The organism is Secundilactobacillus hailunensis (assembly GCF_005405185.1).
GTDB classification, from domain to species: Bacteria; Bacillota; Bacilli; order Lactobacillales; family Lactobacillaceae; genus Secundilactobacillus; species Secundilactobacillus hailunensis.
Window position 1 is genome coordinate 14,992 of the sequence record NZ_BJDO01000011.1, and the last position, 18,474, is coordinate 33,465.

Annotated in this window: 17 protein-coding genes; 11 read left to right on the top strand and 6 right to left on the bottom strand. The window is 43.8% G+C overall.

Features of this window, described 5'->3' with window-relative positions; genetic code table 11:
- Positions 1–115 precede the first annotated feature (115 nt).
- Complete coding sequence (locus tag FFM73_RS04570) at positions 116–814, bottom strand: FadR/GntR family transcriptional regulator (RefSeq protein ID WP_171001207.1); 699 nt, start codon at positions 812–814, stop codon at positions 116–118.
- A gap of 143 nt (positions 815–957) precedes the next feature.
- Here FFM73_RS04570 and FFM73_RS04575 point away from each other — a divergent pair, with 143 nt between their 5' ends.
- A complete protein-coding gene (locus FFM73_RS04575) occupies positions 958–1,854 on the top strand; it encodes a 3-hydroxyacyl-CoA dehydrogenase (protein WP_137630608.1) in 897 nt (298 codons plus the stop codon).
- A 243-nt stretch (positions 1,855–2,097) separates the two neighbouring features.
- Here the strand turns inward: FFM73_RS04575 and FFM73_RS13120 are convergent, their stop codons facing one another.
- Positions 2,098–2,175, bottom strand: a complete 78-nt coding sequence (locus tag FFM73_RS13120) for a putative holin-like toxin (protein WP_262345789.1) — start codon at positions 2,173–2,175, stop codon at positions 2,098–2,100.
- A gap of 738 nt (positions 2,176–2,913) precedes the next feature.
- The gene (locus tag FFM73_RS04585) at positions 2,914–3,471 is read right to left on the bottom strand and encodes a TetR/AcrR family transcriptional regulator (protein ID WP_137630609.1); all 558 of its coding nucleotides are present in this window, start codon (positions 3,469–3,471) and stop codon (positions 2,914–2,916) included.
- A gap of 117 nt (positions 3,472–3,588) precedes the next feature.
- Here FFM73_RS04585 and FFM73_RS04590 point away from each other — a divergent pair, with 117 nt between their 5' ends.
- From FFM73_RS04590 to FFM73_RS04605, 4 genes are all read left to right on the top strand, one after another.
- The gene (locus FFM73_RS04590) at positions 3,589–5,058 is read left to right on the top strand and encodes an MDR family MFS transporter (protein ID WP_137630610.1); all 1,470 of its coding nucleotides are present in this window, start codon (positions 3,589–3,591) and stop codon (positions 5,056–5,058) included.
- A complete protein-coding gene (locus tag FFM73_RS04595) occupies positions 5,055–5,921 on the top strand; it encodes a DUF4811 domain-containing protein (protein WP_137630611.1) in 867 nt (288 codons plus the stop codon). The genes FFM73_RS04590 and FFM73_RS04595 overlap by 4 nt, the downstream gene beginning before the upstream one ends.
- A gap of 137 nt (positions 5,922–6,058) precedes the next feature.
- Positions 6,059–6,478, top strand: coding sequence for a MarR family winged helix-turn-helix transcriptional regulator (locus FFM73_RS04600; RefSeq protein WP_137630612.1), 420 nt, complete (start codon positions 6,059–6,061; stop codon positions 6,476–6,478).
- Complete coding sequence (locus tag FFM73_RS04605; protein WP_137630613.1) at positions 6,471–7,334, top strand: SDR family oxidoreductase; 864 nt, start codon at positions 6,471–6,473, stop codon at positions 7,332–7,334. Before FFM73_RS04600 ends, FFM73_RS04605 begins: the two co-directional genes overlap by 8 nt.
- 63 nt (positions 7,335–7,397) lie before the next feature.
- Here FFM73_RS04605 and FFM73_RS04610 read toward each other — a convergent pair whose 3' ends face one another.
- A complete protein-coding gene (locus FFM73_RS04610) occupies positions 7,398–8,123 on the bottom strand; it encodes an SDR family NAD(P)-dependent oxidoreductase (RefSeq protein ID WP_235874455.1) in 726 nt (241 codons plus the stop codon).
- 366 nt (positions 8,124–8,489) lie between these two features.
- Between FFM73_RS04610 and FFM73_RS04615 the strand changes: the two genes are divergently transcribed.
- On the top strand, positions 8,490–9,878 hold the full coding sequence (locus tag FFM73_RS04615; RefSeq protein WP_137630615.1) for an amino acid permease: 1,389 nt from the start codon (positions 8,490–8,492) through the stop codon (positions 9,876–9,878).
- 66 nt (positions 9,879–9,944) lie between these two features.
- Here the strand turns inward: FFM73_RS04615 and FFM73_RS04620 are convergent, their stop codons facing one another.
- Both FFM73_RS04620 and FFM73_RS04625 read right to left on the bottom strand, forming a co-directional pair.
- A complete protein-coding gene (locus FFM73_RS04620) occupies positions 9,945–11,759 on the bottom strand; it encodes a glycoside hydrolase family 2 protein (protein WP_137630616.1) in 1,815 nt (604 codons plus the stop codon).
- Between the two features lie 23 nt (positions 11,760–11,782).
- Positions 11,783–13,039, bottom strand: coding sequence for an MFS transporter (locus FFM73_RS04625; protein ID WP_137630617.1), 1,257 nt, complete (start codon positions 13,037–13,039; stop codon positions 11,783–11,785).
- A gap of 194 nt (positions 13,040–13,233) precedes the next feature.
- On the opposite strand from FFM73_RS04625, the gene FFM73_RS04630 reads away from it, so the two are divergent.
- The 5 genes from FFM73_RS04630 to FFM73_RS04650 all read left to right on the top strand — a co-directional run bounded on the left by FFM73_RS04630 (position 13,234) and on the right by FFM73_RS04650 (position 18,162).
- Entirely contained in the window at positions 13,234–14,145 is a 912-nt protein-coding gene (locus FFM73_RS04630; protein ID WP_137630618.1) for an ArsR/SmtB family transcription factor, read from the top strand.
- 168 nt (positions 14,146–14,313) lie between these two features.
- Entirely contained in the window at positions 14,314–15,513 is a 1,200-nt protein-coding gene (locus FFM73_RS04635) for an aminotransferase-like domain-containing protein (RefSeq protein ID WP_137630619.1), read from the top strand.
- 231 nt (positions 15,514–15,744) lie between these two features.
- Positions 15,745–16,572, top strand: a complete 828-nt coding sequence (locus FFM73_RS04640) for a CAP domain-containing protein (protein WP_137630620.1) — start codon at positions 15,745–15,747, stop codon at positions 16,570–16,572.
- 71 nt (positions 16,573–16,643) lie between these two features.
- Positions 16,644–17,252 (top strand): sugar O-acetyltransferase, encoded by a 609-nt coding sequence (locus tag FFM73_RS04645; protein ID WP_137630621.1) that lies wholly within the window; start codon positions 16,644–16,646, stop codon positions 17,250–17,252.
- A gap of 64 nt (positions 17,253–17,316) precedes the next feature.
- Positions 17,317–18,162 carry an aldo/keto reductase gene (locus FFM73_RS04650; RefSeq protein ID WP_137630622.1) on the top strand — a complete coding sequence of 282 codons (846 nt, stop codon included), beginning with the start codon at positions 17,317–17,319 and terminating at the stop codon, positions 18,160–18,162.
- Positions 18,163–18,474 lie beyond the last annotated feature (312 nt).

Genomic DNA, 18,474 nt, shown 5'->3' on the forward strand with positions numbered 1-18,474 from the left:
TTATTAAGCCAATTTTGGTGATGACAGAATAGTAAAAAATTAAGCACAGTATAAAAGAAGCAGTTTTAAGGATGCTTGACGTTCTTAAAACTGCTTCTTTTTGTGTCAAAATGAGTTATGCCCGCATTAAATCTCGAAAACTCCACTCAATCAATGAGTGATCTAGTTCTACGGCTAATTTTTCATCATTATCACTGATGGCATCTAAAAGTGCCTGATTGCGTTTAATAAACTCCGTATTGCCACCATCTTTGCTATTCCATTCGGCTAACTTCAAATACATCGGCCGAAAACTATTAATGATCAATGGATAAACCTGGTTTTGGGAGGCCAAAGCTAGGGCATGGAAGAAATCGAAGGTGGTTAATGACCATTCTTGCAGGGTATTACGCTGTTTAAATTGATCTAAAGCGGTTTGAGCCAACCGCAAACTGGGCTTGTCTTGGCGCTTCGCAGCTAACGTCACGATGTTTTCTTCCGTGACTTGGCGAAATTCATAAATTGATTGGAGTAGTGAGGGCTGATAATAGCCGCCATCAAAGGAGACGACTTGATTCAACGTTTCCAGAGTACCTTCAGAGCGATAATCGGCCACGATAGCGCCTTGCCGTGGCTGAATGTGGATGAAGTGCAGTTGCTGCAGGCGACTTAATCCGGTATTAATGACAGAACGGCTGACATTCATGGTTTCTGAGAGTTCCCGTTCATGGGGCAATTTTTCGCCAGGCTTTAATTGACCAGCGATAATGGCATTCTTAATTTGCGTGACGAATAAGTCCGTTGCACTAGGGGCCTCGATTGGTTTAAATTTCATGAAAGTCTCCTCCTTGTATTGGTCATACCAGATACCAAGAACCATTTTAGCACCGAAAATGGGAAATTGATTGAATGTGTATTTACTCACAAATTAAAACTATTTATCCTGTAATTAACTAAGAGAATACGGAGGGACTCACCATGACAATTGAACAGGTAACCGTGATTGGCGGTGGCATTTTGGGCAGCCAGATTGCTTATCAAACAGCTTTTAAGGGACTTAAAGTTGTCCTTTATGATATTAATGATGAAGCAATGAAGGCAGCTAAACAGCATATTAAACTGTTAAAAGCGGATTATCAGCGTGATTTGAAGATTACGGATGGTGCGTTTGAACAGGGGTTGGAACAATTAAGCTACTCAACCGATTTAGCGGATGCAGTCAAAAATGCTGATTTAGTGATTGAAGCGATTCCTGAAAAGATTGCAATCAAGCAATCATTTTATGAGTCATTAGCCAAAGTTGCACCAGCCAAGACGATCTTCGCCAGTAACTCTTCAACGTTGTTGCCTAGCCAGTTAAAAGATTTCACTGGTCGGCCAAAACAATACTTGCACATTCATTTTGCTAATCAAATCTGGATTCGTAATACTGCTGAAGTAATGGGCTCACCTGAAACTGATCCAGAGGTTTTTAATCAAGCGGTGGCTTTTGCCAAGACGATCGGTATGGTGCCCATTCCGTTGAAGAAGGAACAGCCGCGCTACGTGCTCAATACCATGCTGATTCCGTGGCTGAATGCTGCTTTGATTCTCTGGGCTAAAGGGGTTGCGGAACCGGCAACAATTGATAAAACCTGGATGATTGATCTGGGTGTTGCCGTGGGTCCCTTTGCTGTCCTTGATGTGATTGGGATGAAGACCCACTACAACATTGTGGTGACTGAGGCTGAAGCTACTGACAATGATGATCTCAGACTGGTCGCAAAAAAGATGAAGGAACGCATTGATGCTAACAAGCTTGGACCAACTACCGGTGAAGGCTTCTATCACTGGCCAAATCCAGAATTCATGGCACCTGATTTTTTAATGGATTAAGCCACGGACTACGGCTTCACAGTTCACATAAAAAGACGTATTCAATAAGTAGGAACACCCCATGTGGTCCGCCATCAGTAGACAACGTGATTTAAAATAGTCGAAAATGAGCTATAGCCATGCTATAATGTGGTTAAGAAAAAGGAAGCCCTGAGCGAACAGGACTTCCCGTGTAGAGCCGTTAAAGACGGTGGCATAACTTAATACGATTAAATAACCGCTAGCTCTGCCAAGCTAAGGCGGTTATTTTTTTTGTTGATTTTTAATCAACTCAACAATTAATGCAATGAGGGCCACGATAAAAGTACCGAAAGCCAACATTAATTGTAAAGCGTCCGATACGGACACTTAGGCTACTCCTTTCGCTAGGATTTATGGGCTTTAAAGGTTTAACACCATAAGCACCATCTCCAATCGGAAATAGCCACCGCCTTAATTTCTCTACAAAAATTAATTATACAGGAGGAATAAAAAATTGGCTACGTTATAAGGAATCATTGTAGAATCTAAAAATAATAAAGAGTACATACGAATTGACGTGAGAGAGGAAATCTTTCCCCTTTCAATAATCGCACAAAGTAGCCATTAGGATATGCTCTAATGGCCGTTTTTTTGTTTCATATTATATAAGTATCAAGCTAAAAGCGAACGTAAACGGGCTAGTGTCCATGGTGAAAGCCACGATATTTAGCCTATTGTTTGTTTATACACCTGAACCCAGGTTTATTACTTCACCTGTTTATGATGTTCCCAAGCATACTGATTGCCTCTATTAGCGCAAAGAACACAGCGGAACCGGCCATACTTCTAAGAAACAACAGCCAGTAGTGAAAGAGGTAGAGCTGACCAGTTGTAAACAGGTCAACGGCACCCTTAATTAGGATTAAAACGATAAGCAGAAGCAATATGAGTAGCAAATCAAAAAGATAGCTACTGATGTGTTTACGCCAATTCATAATGGTTTTCACTCCTTAACTAATCTACTTTCATATTATCAAGGACAGTTAAATCGAGTCAATCATCACCACAAACGGGATTGTATATTAACGATGCGAGAACTCACTTAATACCTTGAATCACTAAATTCAAAATATCATCTAGGGCTTCTTTACCCTGTGTTTTGCCATCTTGAAAGAAGTGATTGCGGTCATTCAAGACAAAGCCAACAAACGCCGACAGAAGTGTTCGCTTGTAGAGCTGAATTTGTTCGGAATCGGCAATCATACCAGCTAACAGTTGATGAAGGATCTGAATAACAGCGTGAAAAGATTGATCTAATTTGTCAGAATTTTCTTTGCCGGGTAAAAAGAAGATTTCATAGAATTGTTTATATTCGAGGCAAAAGGCGTAGAAAATCGTAAAGTAGGCTTTAATTGCCGCCTTACCCGTTAAGCCAACAAGATCTTCTAATAAGCGCGTTTTTAAAGCACTAAAAAGCGCAATACTCATATTGGTCTTAACTTCATTCAAATTACTGACGTGGTTATAGAGCGATTGGGATTTGATACCCAAAGCTTTAGCGATTTTGGGCATGGTTAAACTGGCCAGTCCATCTTGCTTAGTGATGGCAATGGCGCTTGCTGTGATTGATTCGGTACTAATTCCGCGATGTTGCATGATATTCACCTCAAATACAGTATAAATTAAAAAAAAACATTTCACAATTACAAGATAACGTGTTAAACTACACCTTGCCAAATAAATACTTCATAGTGTAGTTTAAGGAGACCTTGAATGAATAATCAAGCAAAAGTGTTGGACGTTAAAGGCAAACCGTATAGCCGAATGATCCTGGTGCTGGTCATGTCGCTAGGCAGCTTTACCACCACCATGACCGTTACCATGTTACTAAATGCTTTTCCAAACTTAATGAGTGCGTTTAATATTTCAGCCGATACCGTTGAATGGCTGACGAACGGATCAATGCTAGTATTGGGTGTAATGGTGCCCATCAGCGCATTTTTGATCAATAAAGTGCCAACTAAGACGTTATATCTGTCGGCCTTGGTATTTTTCAACGTGGGGCTGGCTATGAGTGCCATTTCCACTAACTTTGCCACGCTACTGACTGGGCGGCTGATTGCCGCGGTTGGTGTCGGGGTCATGGCACCGTTGATGCAGACCACGTTACTGGTGATTTTCCCGGTTGAAGAACGGGGAATGGCCATGGGGCTCAATGGCCTAGTGGTGGCGTTAGCGCCCGCAGTGGGGCCGACACTTTCTGGTTGGCTGCTGCTGCATTATTCATGGCGGATGCTGTTTTGGGCAATCTTAGTGCTTGGGGTGCTCGTCTTTGTTTTAGCGCTGTTCACTATGCGTAATGTGCTGCCCAACACGGCTGCCAGTCTTGACGTCATATCGGTCATTGAATCCACGCTGGGTTTTGGCCTATTACTGTACGCCTTCACTGAAGTGGGGACTTGGGGCTGGACCAGTGGCAAGTTCTTTGTCTATCTGGTGATCAGTCTATTAGTGATCCTGCTATTTGGTTACCGGCAGCTTAAGCTTGATAAGCCAGTTCTAGATCTAAGCGTGTTAAAATCCAAAAAATTCACCCTTTCAATTATCATTGTGGCAATCAATTACGCCGCCATGATAGGGGTTCAAACCCTATTTACGTTATACATTCAACAGGTCCGGGGCGAATCAGCTTTCCATGCCGGATTATTACTGTTCCCAGGTGCCATTGCCGTGGCCATCACCTCACTGATTTCCGGTCGAACGTTTGACCGACTGGGCGCCAAAGGGATGGGCGTTGCTGGTTTTAGTTTGCTGATTATCGGTAGTTTAGCGATGACCCAATTGGATGCGCAGTCGTCATTGGTTGTGATCATGACGCTGTATGCTGTTCGAATGATCGGGATTGGACTGGTACTGATGCCGATTACAACGTCAGGCATGAACGAGCTGCCTATCAACAAAATGGGTGATGGCACCAGTGTGAACAACACCTTGCGGCAAATTGCCGGGGCGGTTGGGACCGCAGTCTTGATGAGTATTTTAACCAACGAAGCCAAGCAGAATTTACCGGGGAAGCATATCTTGAAGACGACTCCGTTGAAATACAAACATTTAGCAGATAATGCTGTCCTGACTGGCTATCACACAGCCTTTCTAGTGTGCGCATTGTTCTGTATTCTAGGGCTAGTTTTAGTTATGTTTTTGTCCAATAACAAACAGCAGAAGGAGGGAGAGCAAGCATGATCTACATTTTCCTCTTTGTCATAATCACGGCCTTTTGTATCAGTGCCGTGGCCATGTTTCTGAATAAACGCTACATCGGCACAACTCTTCTGACACTGTTATTGGTGATTGGTTCGCTTGGGCTGATTGCTAAAAATGATAATGATCACCTGGGTATGCACGTGACTGAAAGTACGACCACTACAAAACTGGCCAGCAGTTATCGCAGTCAGTTGCCATTTCTAGTGTACAAACAATTAGGTACCACGAAACAGATGTCAGAACGGGTGTACAGTTATCGAATTGCTGGGCAATCAAAGCGCCAGCAAACCAAACTCGACCATTTTCAGATTCGGGTCATTCGGAAGAATCAATCTGGTGGTCACGCTAAGTTAGTGAAGACGGTCAAACAGTATCAATATAAAAATAATTGGTGGCACGGTCTCTTCTTGGGAAGCAAGGCCAAGCGGACCAAGTCGACCAGCTACGTTTTTGAAGTGCCACAAGACTGGTTAGTGCTGGAGAGCAAGCAAGCGAAACGCTTACCAACAGTTGCTAAGAAACTGCAAGCCCAAGCCACTCAAACTGGGGAGCAAGCAGTGAAACATCAGGTAACGCAACTTGTGACCCAGCAAGTGAAGGCGCAAGCGCCAGCAGCGGTTACTGCACAGGTGAAGGCTCAGGTCAGCGCTGATCCTGCTGTGATGCAGAATCAAACGCAGTACCGAGCACTGCAGCAGCGAGTGACCGCTCAAGTGACAGCGAACTTGACCCGTCAGGTAACTAAGCAGGTGGAGACTAAGCAGCTACCCCAAATCAAGCGTCAGGTGACTGCCAAGGCGAAGTCTAAATTAATTCAGACGCTGCGACAGGAACTGGAGTAACAACAAATAATAATTAAAAGTGAGTCCGGACAACTATTGGCTGTTCGGACTCACTTTTGTTTATCAGGACACGTTTTTGACTTTAATCGCTCAATTAGATATAGTTAGTATACTAACTAATTAAAAAGGAGCCCACTATGAATAACTTTGGCTATCTGATGATGGATGTGGCTAAGAAATTGCGCTATCAGCTTAACACTGCGCTTGAAAAAGAGGGCATCACTAGCGGTCAGTGGGCAGTGCTCGCTCAGATGGGGTTGGCTAAAGCTCCCTTAACTGCCACAGAGATTGCGGAGGTTGTTGGGATGGATCGGGCAACGATCTCTGGCGTGGTTAAGCGACTGGCAGGTAAACAACTGGTTGAAAGCCAGCCTTCTAATAAAGATCATCGCGCCCATGTTTTAAACTTAACGGCCAGCGGTGAAAAGATGTTTACCCAGTGTGAGCGAATTGCTGACGTCCAAATGTCGGCCTTTGCCACACCGCTAGAGCAAGACGAGCAAGAAACGCTGGTTCACTTATTGATCAAATTGGAAGAGGGACATCATAATGGATAAGATTTTAGTTTTAGGCAGTACGGGTAACATTGGCTGGCCAATCGTTAAACAGCTGGCAGCGGAGGACGATGTTGACGTGGTTGCGGGTATTTACCACACGGCATCAGAGGCCATGAAACAACTAGGGGTTGAGACTCGGCACTTTGATTTCTTGAATAGTGCTACTTTTGAAGTGGCACTAAAGGGGGTCAATAAAATTTTCTTTGTCCGGCCACCAGAACTGGCAAAACCCCAGAAGGATATGCTGCCATTTTTGACGGCGGTAAAGAAACACGGTATCGATCAAATTGTATTCGTGTCTTTGATTGGCGTCGAGAAGAATCCCATGGTCCCGCACCGCAAAATTGAACGGATGATCACGGACATGGATCTGCCGCACACCTTTATTCGGCCCAGTTTTTTTATGCAGAATTTAACGAGCACTCACTTGCAAGACATTCAGCAAAACCGTGACTTATTTGTACCAGCCGGGCATTCTAAGACGAGTTTTATCGATGCACGAGACATTGCGGCTGTCGCAGTGACGGTTTTGCGTGACCCGAAGTACCTTGGCCAAGCGTTAGCAATTACTGGTCCAGAAGCAATTACTTACAAGCAGGCGGCTCAGATCATGACCACCGAGTTAGGGGTGCCGATCACCTACAGCAAGCCGAGTCTACTCAAATTCCGCCACACGATGATTCAGCGCGGCATCAAAAAAGAGTTCGTCAATGTCATGGTGATGTTATACGTCATTACACAACTGGGGAATGCCAAGACGGTGAATCACACGATTGAAACGGTCTTGCACCGGCCGGCTACGACCTTTACCGAATTTGTGCGGGACAATCGGAAATTATTCTTAAATCAACAATAAGCGTTAAAAATGAATAAAAAAACACCGCGATGTAATCATCGCGGCGCTTTTTTACTATTTTGGCTACATGGTGAATTTTACCGCAGCAATGATTTTTTGGTCAGCACCGATAATATCGCCGTTGTGGTCCTTGCCATCGAACATGATCGCCATCATCTGTTCACCAGCTTCTTGAACGGTTTTCATAAACTTGCCAGTCCGGTTATTGTTGATATCCGTCGTGACACCGCCAGGGAAGATACCGTAGATTTCAACGGGATCCTTTTCATTATAGAAGTCAATGGCAATTGATTGAATCAAGCCATTCAGCGCAATCTTGGAAACTCGATAAGCGGCTGGGTTGTAGAATGGTGTGGCGAAGTTAGGACCAGATAGGTTGACGATTTGGCTTTGATGCTTTTTTAAGACGGGGACTAATTGCTGAATGACTTGTAAGGTGCCCAGTACATTCACGTTCCAGGTTGCTTGGTATTCAGCTGGCGTAGTGGCCAGAGTGGCTTTTTGCATATCACCAGCGATGCCGGCGTTATTGACCAGTAAGTCTAGATCGGGATGGTTCTCGGCAATGTAGCCGGCAGCTTTTTTGATCGAGTCGGCGTCGTTGAGATCAATCAAAACGTGATCGATTTGTTTAGGGTCGATGCCATCAGTGACTAAGGTCTGTTTCGTTTGAGTGGCGTGGGCTTCGGTTCTAACGCCAAGGATCACGAAGAGTCCTTTGTGGGCTAACCGTTTCGTCAGTTCCAGTCCAATACCGCGATTGGCGCCAGTAATAAATGCTTTTTTCATGATTTTGTACTCCCTTTAGTTGTAATAATAAGCTTTTGTTTTAACGTATTATACAACCCTGACTGGTAAATGAAAGCCCAATTGTGAGACAAATGGTACTGCTATGTTGCATAGCTGATGGCTACAGGGTTGGCAGCGCTATCATGTGAATAAATAATCAAATTAACTGTTTTTAATCATCAGTTGGTGATAATATATTAAGGGTAAATGATACTCATAAGCAATTTTTCATTTTTATTCGAGTTTGATTCTCGAAGAACATATTGGTAATATTTAACTTCGGGCGTAATGATTCGGTAGTTACCGGCATTACGCCCAATTTTAAGTAAACTAATCATTTTGTTAAGTTGGAGAGGCTGTTAGTTGATGAAACGAAAAGTAAAAGAGTCACCGGCGTTACGGCGTTCGATGACGGCGGGTCAAATGGAGATGATTTCTCTAGGTGGCGCGATCGGTGTTGGGCTGTTTATGGGTTCCACGTCTACCATCAAGTGGACCGGACCTTCCGTATTGCTGGCCTATATGTTTGTCGGTTTAATTTTGTACATCGTCATGCGGGCGTTGGGGGAAATGATCTACATTAACCCTGGGACCGGTTCCTTTGCGGATTATGCCACTGAGTACGTGCATCCCTTGGCAGGTTATCTGGCCAAATGGGCGAACGTCTTTGAATACATCGTGGTGGGTATGTCAGAAGTGGTGGCGGCGACCCAGTATCTGCAATACTGGTGGCCGCACATTAATACCTTTACGGTGGGGGTTATCATCATCGTCTTTCTGGTAGCGGCCAACTTGGCTAGTGCCAAGGCGTACGGCTCACTGGAATTCTGGTTTGCCATGATCAAAGTGATCACGATCATTATGATGATTATTTTGGGCTTGCTGGTGATCTTCTTTGGTCTCGGTAACGGCGGCCATCCGGTTGGGTTCAGTAATCTCTGGTCGCACGGCGGTTTCTTCACCGGTGGCGTTAAAGGATTCTTCTTCTCAATGTCGATCATCGTTGGTTCATATGAAGGTATCGAATTGCTGGGGATCACGGCTGGTGAAGTTGCCAACCCGCAAGAAGCCATTGTTAAATCGGTTAAGTCAGTTCTGTTACGGATCTTGATCTTCTACGTGGGTGCGATCTTCGTCATCGTCACGATCTATCCTTGGAACCGGTTAAGCGCGATTGGGTCACCATTCGTATCGACCTTCGCTAAGGTTGGAATTAGCGCGGCGGCTTCCGTAATTAACTTCGTGGTGCTGACTGCAGCCTTATCTAGTGCCAATTCTGGTATCTACTCTTCAAGTCGGATGCTGTTTAAGCTGGCACACGAAAATGATGCCCCGAAGATTTTTGGGCGTTTGTCTAAACGAGTGGTTCCTGATGCTGCTATTTTAGGGATTTCCAGTGGTATTTTCTTAGGTTTCCTGTTAGACATTATCTTTTCAGCTTATAACAAGTCTACCTCGAACCTGTTCGTGGTGGTCTTCAGTTCATCAGTGCTGCCAGGGATGATTCCGTGGTTCGTGATCCTGCTGGCTGAGCTGCGGTTCCGAAAGAATAATGCGTTGGTCATGAAAGACCATCCGTTCAAACTACCGCTTTACCCATTCTCAAACTACTTCGCAATGGCCGTGCTAGTGGTCATCGTTGGGTTCATGTTCGTTAACCCCGATACGCGAATCTCCGTTATTGTAGGTGCGGGCGTCTTAGTGATTGCCACACTGTTCTATCTGGTTCGGCATCGTAATGGGCGATTGGATTAAAAAATATAACTAATAAAAGACATCAATCTGATTAGCAGACTGGTGTCTTTTTTACGCTGTTACAAATTATTTTTCTTGGTTTTCAAAGGGGAGAACTCTGGCTGGAACAAAATAGTCGTTGATCTGTTTGATCTTGTCTGGATCGACCTTAAATTGACGATCATAAGTCAACAGACCATTGATTTCTTGCTCAACGTCACAAAGCTGGGTGTAGCAGAAGCCAACAATGCTTTGCGATTTAGCGATACCGTTAATGACCTGCTGGTATTCATGCAGATAGTCATCATCAGAGGAGGCTGAGGTGTATCCCCAGCCGTCTTTATCGGCATCCTTTTTATAACCGATTCCGCCACATTCACTTAAAACGATTGGCTGACCGGTGTAATGATAACCCTTAGCGAAGATGCTCCAAACACCAGGTGGTTGAGAAATTAACTTACGCCAGTTAGACAGGGTATCAACAAAGTAATCGTATTTCTGCGGTTCATCCTGATTGCCTTGGGCGTAGTTATGGATTCCGCAAACATCGGTCTCGGTCTGTTCCCAGCCATCGTTAGATTCAACTAGCCGGGTGTCATCTAGTGCGTGGATCAGGTGGTAGAGTGTCTGGGTGTAGTGCTGCTGCATTCGGTCACTGTGAACTTGCGGAACACCCCAGCTTTCATTGATTGGGACCCAGTTAATAATTGAAGGGTGGTTGAAGTCGCGGTCAATGATTTCTTCCCATTCGCTGGTCGTCCGACCAATGGAGGTACTGGTAAAGGCTGGCGCAGCGGCACATTCACCCCAAACAAGGTAGCCTAATTTATCAGCCCAGTACAGGAACCGGGGATCCTCAACCTTTTGGTGTTTACGACAGCCGTTAAAACCCATCTGTTTGGTCATTTCGATGTCTTTTTTAAAGGCAGCATCGTCTGGCGCGGTTAATAATCCTTCAGGCCAGTAACCCTGATCAAGAACCAGCTTTTGATAAAGTGGACGGTTATTAAGGAAGATCGAACCGTTTTCGGCATGAATCTTACGCATACCAAAGTATGATTTGACCGTATCCTGATTTTGTTTATTATTTGACAGTGTTACCTGACAGTCAAACAGGGTTGGATTTGCTGGTGTCCAAGTCCAGCCATCATTATGAAACGTGGTTCTAAAGATATGATGGTCAAAGAGATTCACTGTCATATCAAAGTTAGCGGCCTCTGGTTTGAGACTGGCAACTATCAGCTGCGTATCTTTGTATGAAATGGTCGCCTGAACTTCATCACCGGGTTTAAAACCGGTGATTTTACCAGTAATGTTGACAGTACCTTTATCGATATCCGGATAAAACTTAAGGGTGTTAATCCGTTGCTGACTGACGGGTTCCAGCCAAACGGTCTGCCAGATCCCAGTTGTGCCGGTATAGAAGATGGAAAAACTGTGACCGACCCAGTTCTGCTTACCACGGGGTTGTTCTTCATCTTTGACGGGATCCTTGGCGCGGACAACTAGTGAATGCTCTTTCGTGGTCGTTAAATAAGGAGCGATGTTAAAGGTAAAGCTGGTTTCACCACCCGTATGCGTGCCCACGAGCTGACCATCCACCCAAACAGTAGCCGTATAATCAACTGCGCCAAAGTGCAGCAGCAGGTCTTGCCCATTTTGATTATCATAGGTAAATTGACGCTGGTACCAGACAACTTCATGGGGTGCTAGATCATGGATGCCGCTTAACTTACTTTGGTAAGCAAAGGGGACTTCGATCATTTTTGAAAAGTGATGGTTCAGCCACCACTTTTCGGTTAAGCCAGCGTTTGTATCATCGTAGTCAAACGCCCACTGGCCATTTAAATTTTGCCACTCTGTTCGTTCAAATTGTGGTCTTGGATATTCTGTTCTTAGCATAATGTGTCACCTTCACTTATTAACTATTTAACACTCTTGATCAACATAATAATGCCACCGCCGATGAAGCAGATCAAAGTTTCAACCGGGAAGATAGCGTGATAACCTGCGACTGAAATGATCAAAGCGGCGACGATTGGTCCAAGGACCATACCAGCAGTGTTAGCCAAGTTGATAATACCAAGGTCCTTAGCGGCGTTTTGCTTGCTAGGTAAAACTTGGATATTCAATACTTGGTCAACAGAACTATAACAGCCCATCCCGATACCGGCAATGACACCGTAAGCAATCATTGTCCAAGGCTTGGGATCAAGGAATGGTAAAAAGGCACCAACTCCGAGCAGACCAGTGGTAATCGCAACTGGTAATTTAACCCGGTGAAGTTTATCGGTGATCGGACCGATGATAGCGGGACAGAAAATACCAGTAATCATAAGGCAAGTTGACATGATGGTCAATGTTCGAGCTGAAGCAGAAGCGTTTAATTTCATGTAATCTTTTAAAATATAAAGTTGATAACCAACAATGATGTATTGACCAGTGACCATCAATAATTTACCGACCAGTGCCATATAGTAATCTTTAGCATTATGGGTAGGAACTTTAAAGTTGGCGAGGAGCTCTTTAGCGGACACCTTAGTCCGTTCGGCTTCTACATTAGATGGTTCGTGGGCTAACCAAGCGGAAATTAAACCTAAGATCAGTGCCCAACCAGCGAAGAAGACGATTCCTTTTTGCACGCTGTTTAAGAACTGTGCAGCAATTACACCTGAGCCATAGTTCCCGACGGCCATCCCAACGGCATAGAACGATGAAATCGATCCTTGCCACTTCTTGGGAACCCGGTCAGAAATTTGGGCAACCATTGGGGCTACCACACCATTTGAAGCAATTTCGAATAACGCCCACATGAATAACATCGGCATGATGCTCTTTGAAAATGCCAGTAAAACTAGAAAAATAGCTGAAACCAGTGAATTACCAATGATCCAAGGGGTTCGCCGACCATGTTTGCTACGGGTCATATCAGATAAGGCACCAAAGACGATGTTAGCAATCGTTGAAACAGTCATCGCAACGGTTGAAAAGAGGGCGACTAAAGCAACCTTATGTGCGGGGTTGATTACACCAATTTGACTTGGCAAAAGAGTTGCTGCCAAACCAACGTATGAGCCCAGCCAACCAGCAGGACCAATTAATAGCGCCAGTCCTAAACGTGATGGAAATTTTGAGTTTTTACTGGTAACGCTATGTTTTTGTAAATCATTGTTAGCTTCCATAATTTATCTCCATGTCCTTTACTTAATAGTTAACTATTTATTATTTTTTCGGCCTGAATTAAAAATAGCATTTAATGAAAACAATTTCAATGCTATCATGACAATGATTAACGATATTCTAAAAGATTCAAATACTCAGTAATTTAAGTCATAGTTATCAAATTTACTTAACTAAAATAGAAAGGGTGTTGATTATGGAACTGGATGTGACTAATGTATCGTTGCCGGTTTTTCAAGCTTTAGCGTCGGAAATCAGGCTAGAGATTATTCGTCGGGTAGCCAGTGGAACGCACACAGCGGCTCAGCTTTCGAAAGAGATGTCGTTAAGTGAATCGGCCATTTCTAAAAATTTGAATATCCTCATTAACGCGGGGCTATTAACTAAGAAAGCGACCAAGGATAACCGCAAAAATGATTTGGAACTTTCGGTTCAGCAAATTAACGTTCAGTTACCATCACTGTTATTTCCAAAGTATCGAAAATTTACCTATACCATTCCCATTGGTAGTTATTTTCAGGTAACGGATGTTGAATCAAGCTGTGGTCTAGCCAGCAATGAAAACGTGATCGGTAAGCTGGATGATCCCAACGCGTTCTTATCGCCGGATCGATTTAAGGCAGAACTGTTATGGTTTACTAACGGCAAAGTGATGTATCAGATACCCAATGAGATTCCCCAAAATGCAACGGTCAAATTAATTGAGATTTCGTGTGAAATTGCTTCTGAATTTCCGCGATCGAACAATAATTGGCCATCTAAAATTGGGTGCTGGATCAATGATCAGCTGGTAGGTGACGTGGTTGTGTCCGGTAACTTTTCGGATGTTAGAGGGCGACTAACACCTAAGTGGTGGGGCAGTGATTTCAGTCAGTATGGACAATTAAAGCATCTGCGAATCAATGATGAAAGTACTGGCGTAAATGGTCAGCGGATATCTGATATTCAATTAAACCAGCTCAACTTAAAGAACTCACCTACCATTAGCTTAGCTTTAGGGGTGCAGCAAACAAATGGTGAGAGGCATGGGTTAACATTATTCGGTAAAGGATTCGGCAACTATAAGCAAGATATTGATGTGTCCATCTACTATTCAGTCGATGATTAATGACTGTTTAATGGCAAAAAAATAATCTTTTTAATACAACTATAATAATGTGTGATATAATAATGGTCAATTACTGTATGTGCAGTAACAAGCATGCTAAAGATGTTTCGCGTGCAGGACATATGTTTTTGGTGACATTGATTAATTACATATAGAGGAGTGTTTTTAATGACATATAAATTTTCTGATCGTGTTCCTGATCCAAAGAACGACGCTGTTGGTGACATTTTAAAGGCTGCTGCTGATCCTAAAGTCACTTCGTTTGCTGGTGGGTTACCAGCTCCTGAACTATTTCCCGTTCAAGGGGTTAAGGCTGCTGCTGATAAAGTGTTAGATGAAAAGGGCCCAGCTGCGTTGCAATATGGCTCTGCTCAAGGGGTGCCAGAACTGCGGAACGTCATCTTGAAGCGGTTGGAAGTTGAAGGTATCCACACCACCGCTGATCATGTGATGGTCGCGACCGGTTCACAGCAATCAATCGATTTAACGGGTAAGATGTTCCTTGATGAAGGCGATGTTGTCATCGTTGAAAAACCAACTTACTTAACTGCCGTTGATGTTTTCCGTTCATATGGTGCACGGTTTGTCGGTGTTGATATGGATGAAGACGGGATGAAGATGGATTCGCTTGAAGAGGCGTTAAAAAACAATCCTAGAGCGCGTTTGATCTATACGGTACCAACGTTCCAAAACCCAACTGGTCGGACGATGACCCTAGAACGGCGCAAAAAGTTAGTTGAATTAGCTGACAAATACGACGTCATGGTTCTGGAAGATAACCCTTACGGTGCGATCCGCTGGGAAGGCGAGAACTTACCTTCATTGAAATCATTAGATAAGACTGGCCACGTCATCTACATGGGCACCATGTCGAAGATTTTCTCACCAGGCTTACGGCTTGGCTGGGTAGTGGCTGAGCCTGAACTGCTCAAACGTTACACGATGATGAAGCAATCAGCTGACTTACACACTGATAGTTTTTCACAGTATGTCTGTGCCCAATATTTCACTGATAATGACATCAATGACCACATCAAGAAGATCACCGCGCTTTATCACAAGCGTGAGCAGCTCATGATGAAAGCCATTGATAAGTACTTCCCTAAGGGTGTTCAGCATAGCAATCCGCAAGGCGGGATGTTCCTGTGGGTCATGGTACCTGGCGTTAAGGACTCCAAAGAGTTGTTTGATGCAGCTTTGAAGCGTAACGTTGCTGTGGTTCCTGGTGATCCATTCTACGGGAGTGATCCAGTTCCTGGGACGTTTAGAATGAACTACTCCAACACCCCTGAAGACGGTATCGTCGATGGTGTGAAGCAGTTAGCTGCCGCACTGGATGAAGTGATGGCAGTTCCAGCCGATAAATAATTGAATCTATGGTTTAATAAAGAGCACTGTGATTGCTGTACTTCCAAATTTGGAGGTATGTGGCAATCACAGTGCCTTTTTATGGTTTCGGCTATGCTGATCAATGTAGATAAGCAGAAGTCCATCGACACATAATGAAAATTGCCTCGACTTGAAGTATGATTAATGTGAATTTGATTCTCCATAATGTGATGATACACAATAAATTAATATTTCTGGGAGGAAAAAGGGATGGCTAAAAATTTCGGGAGAAAAACGGGGCCTGCGTTATTTGCAGCCCTTACCTTTGCGTTAACTGCCGGTCTGGTACCAGCAACGCAGGCGACTGCCAAAACTAAAATTCATTATCAAAAGATGACGGCAGTAACTTTTACTGTATTAAAGAAAAATGCCACTGTTTATTCATCGGCATTTTTAACCCATAAAAAGGGCAATATGAAATCATTTGGCAATAAAGTGACCGGGTATAACACAGCTCGGGTAACTAAGAATGGCAAAACGGCTCTTTACTATCAATTCAAAGTAGGTAAAAAAGGGGGCTGGATTTGGCATGGCTATTTAAAAAAAGGTTCTCAATCAATAAAAAAGCCAGTAACTCAACCAGTAACCAAGCAAGGTCAGTCTGTTAAATTTAATGAAGGCAAAGTGGATGCCCGTTTTCTAGAATTGATCAATCAACAAAGAGTGAAAGCTGGGTCTAAGCCAGTTAAAGTTGATCAAAATCTATTTAATAAAGTGACGACGATTAGAGCACATCAGATTGTTTCGCGCTTCAGTCATTATGATTCTCACAGGAAGTTCATTGCTGAGGGATTAGCAAAGAAGAAGGGTCTTTCACCACATATTAGTGAAAACATTGCTTATTATCCGTATGATGGTGAGGGTACAAAAGTCGCTGACGATACTTTCAATGGGTATTTTTACCATGATGCGGATTCGAACTGGGGGCATCGCGATAATATTCTTGATCCTAGTATGAATCGTGTCGCAATTGCTTCTGTTTACCATGACGGCTATGTTTATAACGTGATGAATTTTACTTCGACTGATGGTAAATGATTGGAAGTAAAGTTAGTTAGGCTACTGTTATAATGAGTTTAAACCACAAGGAGAAAGGTTAATCAGTAAAAATGAATTTAGACGAAAAATTTGCTTATATGGCAACTGGACAGCCCTATGATGACGTTGATCCCAAGCTGATGAAAGTTAGGGAACAGGCAACTGCCATCACGCAGAAACTCAACAACACCATTGATCCGACTAAACGAAACGCACAATTTACCCAGTTAGTGGGTCACGCTGGCAAGGATCCCTTTATCGAACCTAATTTTCGGTGCGAATTTGGCCGTAACATCACGGTTGGCGACCATTTTTATGCCAACTACGATTGTGTCATGCTGGATGGTGCGCCCATTACCATTGGAACTCACGTGCTATTTGGACCTAAAGTGGGGCTGTATACCAGCAACCATTTATTTGACCCCGTTGAACGGCGGACCGGTGGCTGTACGGCCCAGCCGATAACTATCGGCAACGATGTTTGGCTGGCAGCTAACGTTACGGTTTTGCCTGGTGTCACCATTGGCAGTAACGTCATCATTGGCGGTGGCAGCGTGGTTACTAAGAATATTCCGGACAACGTGATTGCGGCTGGCAATCCTTGTCGGGTATTACGACCAATTACGGCTGCGGATAAGACCGGTTTTAACGGGCAGGATCTTTCAGCAAATAAGGCATAAGGGTTGCCTTAGTCCTACTGTAAAGGAATATACTAAAAGATATAATGGATAAGGAGGATTTCAATTGACTACAATTACGGATACATTTGAATTAAACAATGGGTTAAAGATGCCCAAAGTTGGTTTTGGAACTTGGCAGACTAAGCCGGGTAAGGAAACCGTTGATGCTGTTAGCAATGCACTAAAGGCGGGTTATCGTTTTATTGATACTGCTAAGGCTTATGGAAACGAAGCAAGTGTTGGCGAAGCTATCGCAGCGAGTGATGTGGCTCGCAAAGACATCTTTGTTCAAACTAAGCTCCCTGGTGAATCGAAGACCTACGATAAAACTATGGCTGATTTTGATAGCAGCTTGGCTGCGCTTGGTCTTGATTACGTTGATTCATATATCATTCACGCACCATGGCCATGGCAGCAAATGGGGTCCAATCACGATGCTGAAAACCGCGATGTTTGGCGGGCTATGCAGGATATCTACCTCAGCGGCCGGGCGAAATCAGTAGGGGTTTCTAACTTTAACTCCCATGATTTAGAGAATCTTTTAACCTGGGACGGACTGACAGTCAAGCCGGCTGTGGATCAGATTCAGTACTATATTGGCTACACCCAGGATTCCATTGTGAAGACAGCTAAGGACAACGGTATCGTAGTTCAAGCCTACTCACCACTGGCAACCGGTGATCTAGTCAATGACCCAGACTTGAAGCGCATGGCTGGTAACTACCACGTTTCAATCCCGCAGTTAGCTTTGCGCTTCGTGATTCAAAACAATATTGCACCATTGCCAAAAGCGCGTTCAATGGCCCACGTTGAAGCCAACGCACAACTTGATTTTGAAATTAGCGATGCGGACATGGCAGTCTTAAAGCAGGTCAAGGCTGTGGATCATATCCATCCGGTTGGTGATTAAAAGTTTACGTGTCATAAATAGAGGGCAGTGCTGGTCTTTTGATAGTGGCACTGTTCTTTTTTGACTTATTAAGGGCGCTTAATTTCACGGGATTTTACCGAAAAAGACGGTAATTAAATTTAATTTGGTCTATAAAAGTGGTAAACTAATGGTACCCAAGGTAGTATTTAATGGGTATTCGGTGCCTCGAAAATAGCGGGATCACCGAGTTACCGTTCTGATAGTGATGATCAACTTTGTCGGTATTAGCGCGCGTTAACGTGTTACAAGTTGACTAGTCAACTTGGCTAACAAGCTTTAGATCTGAACTTT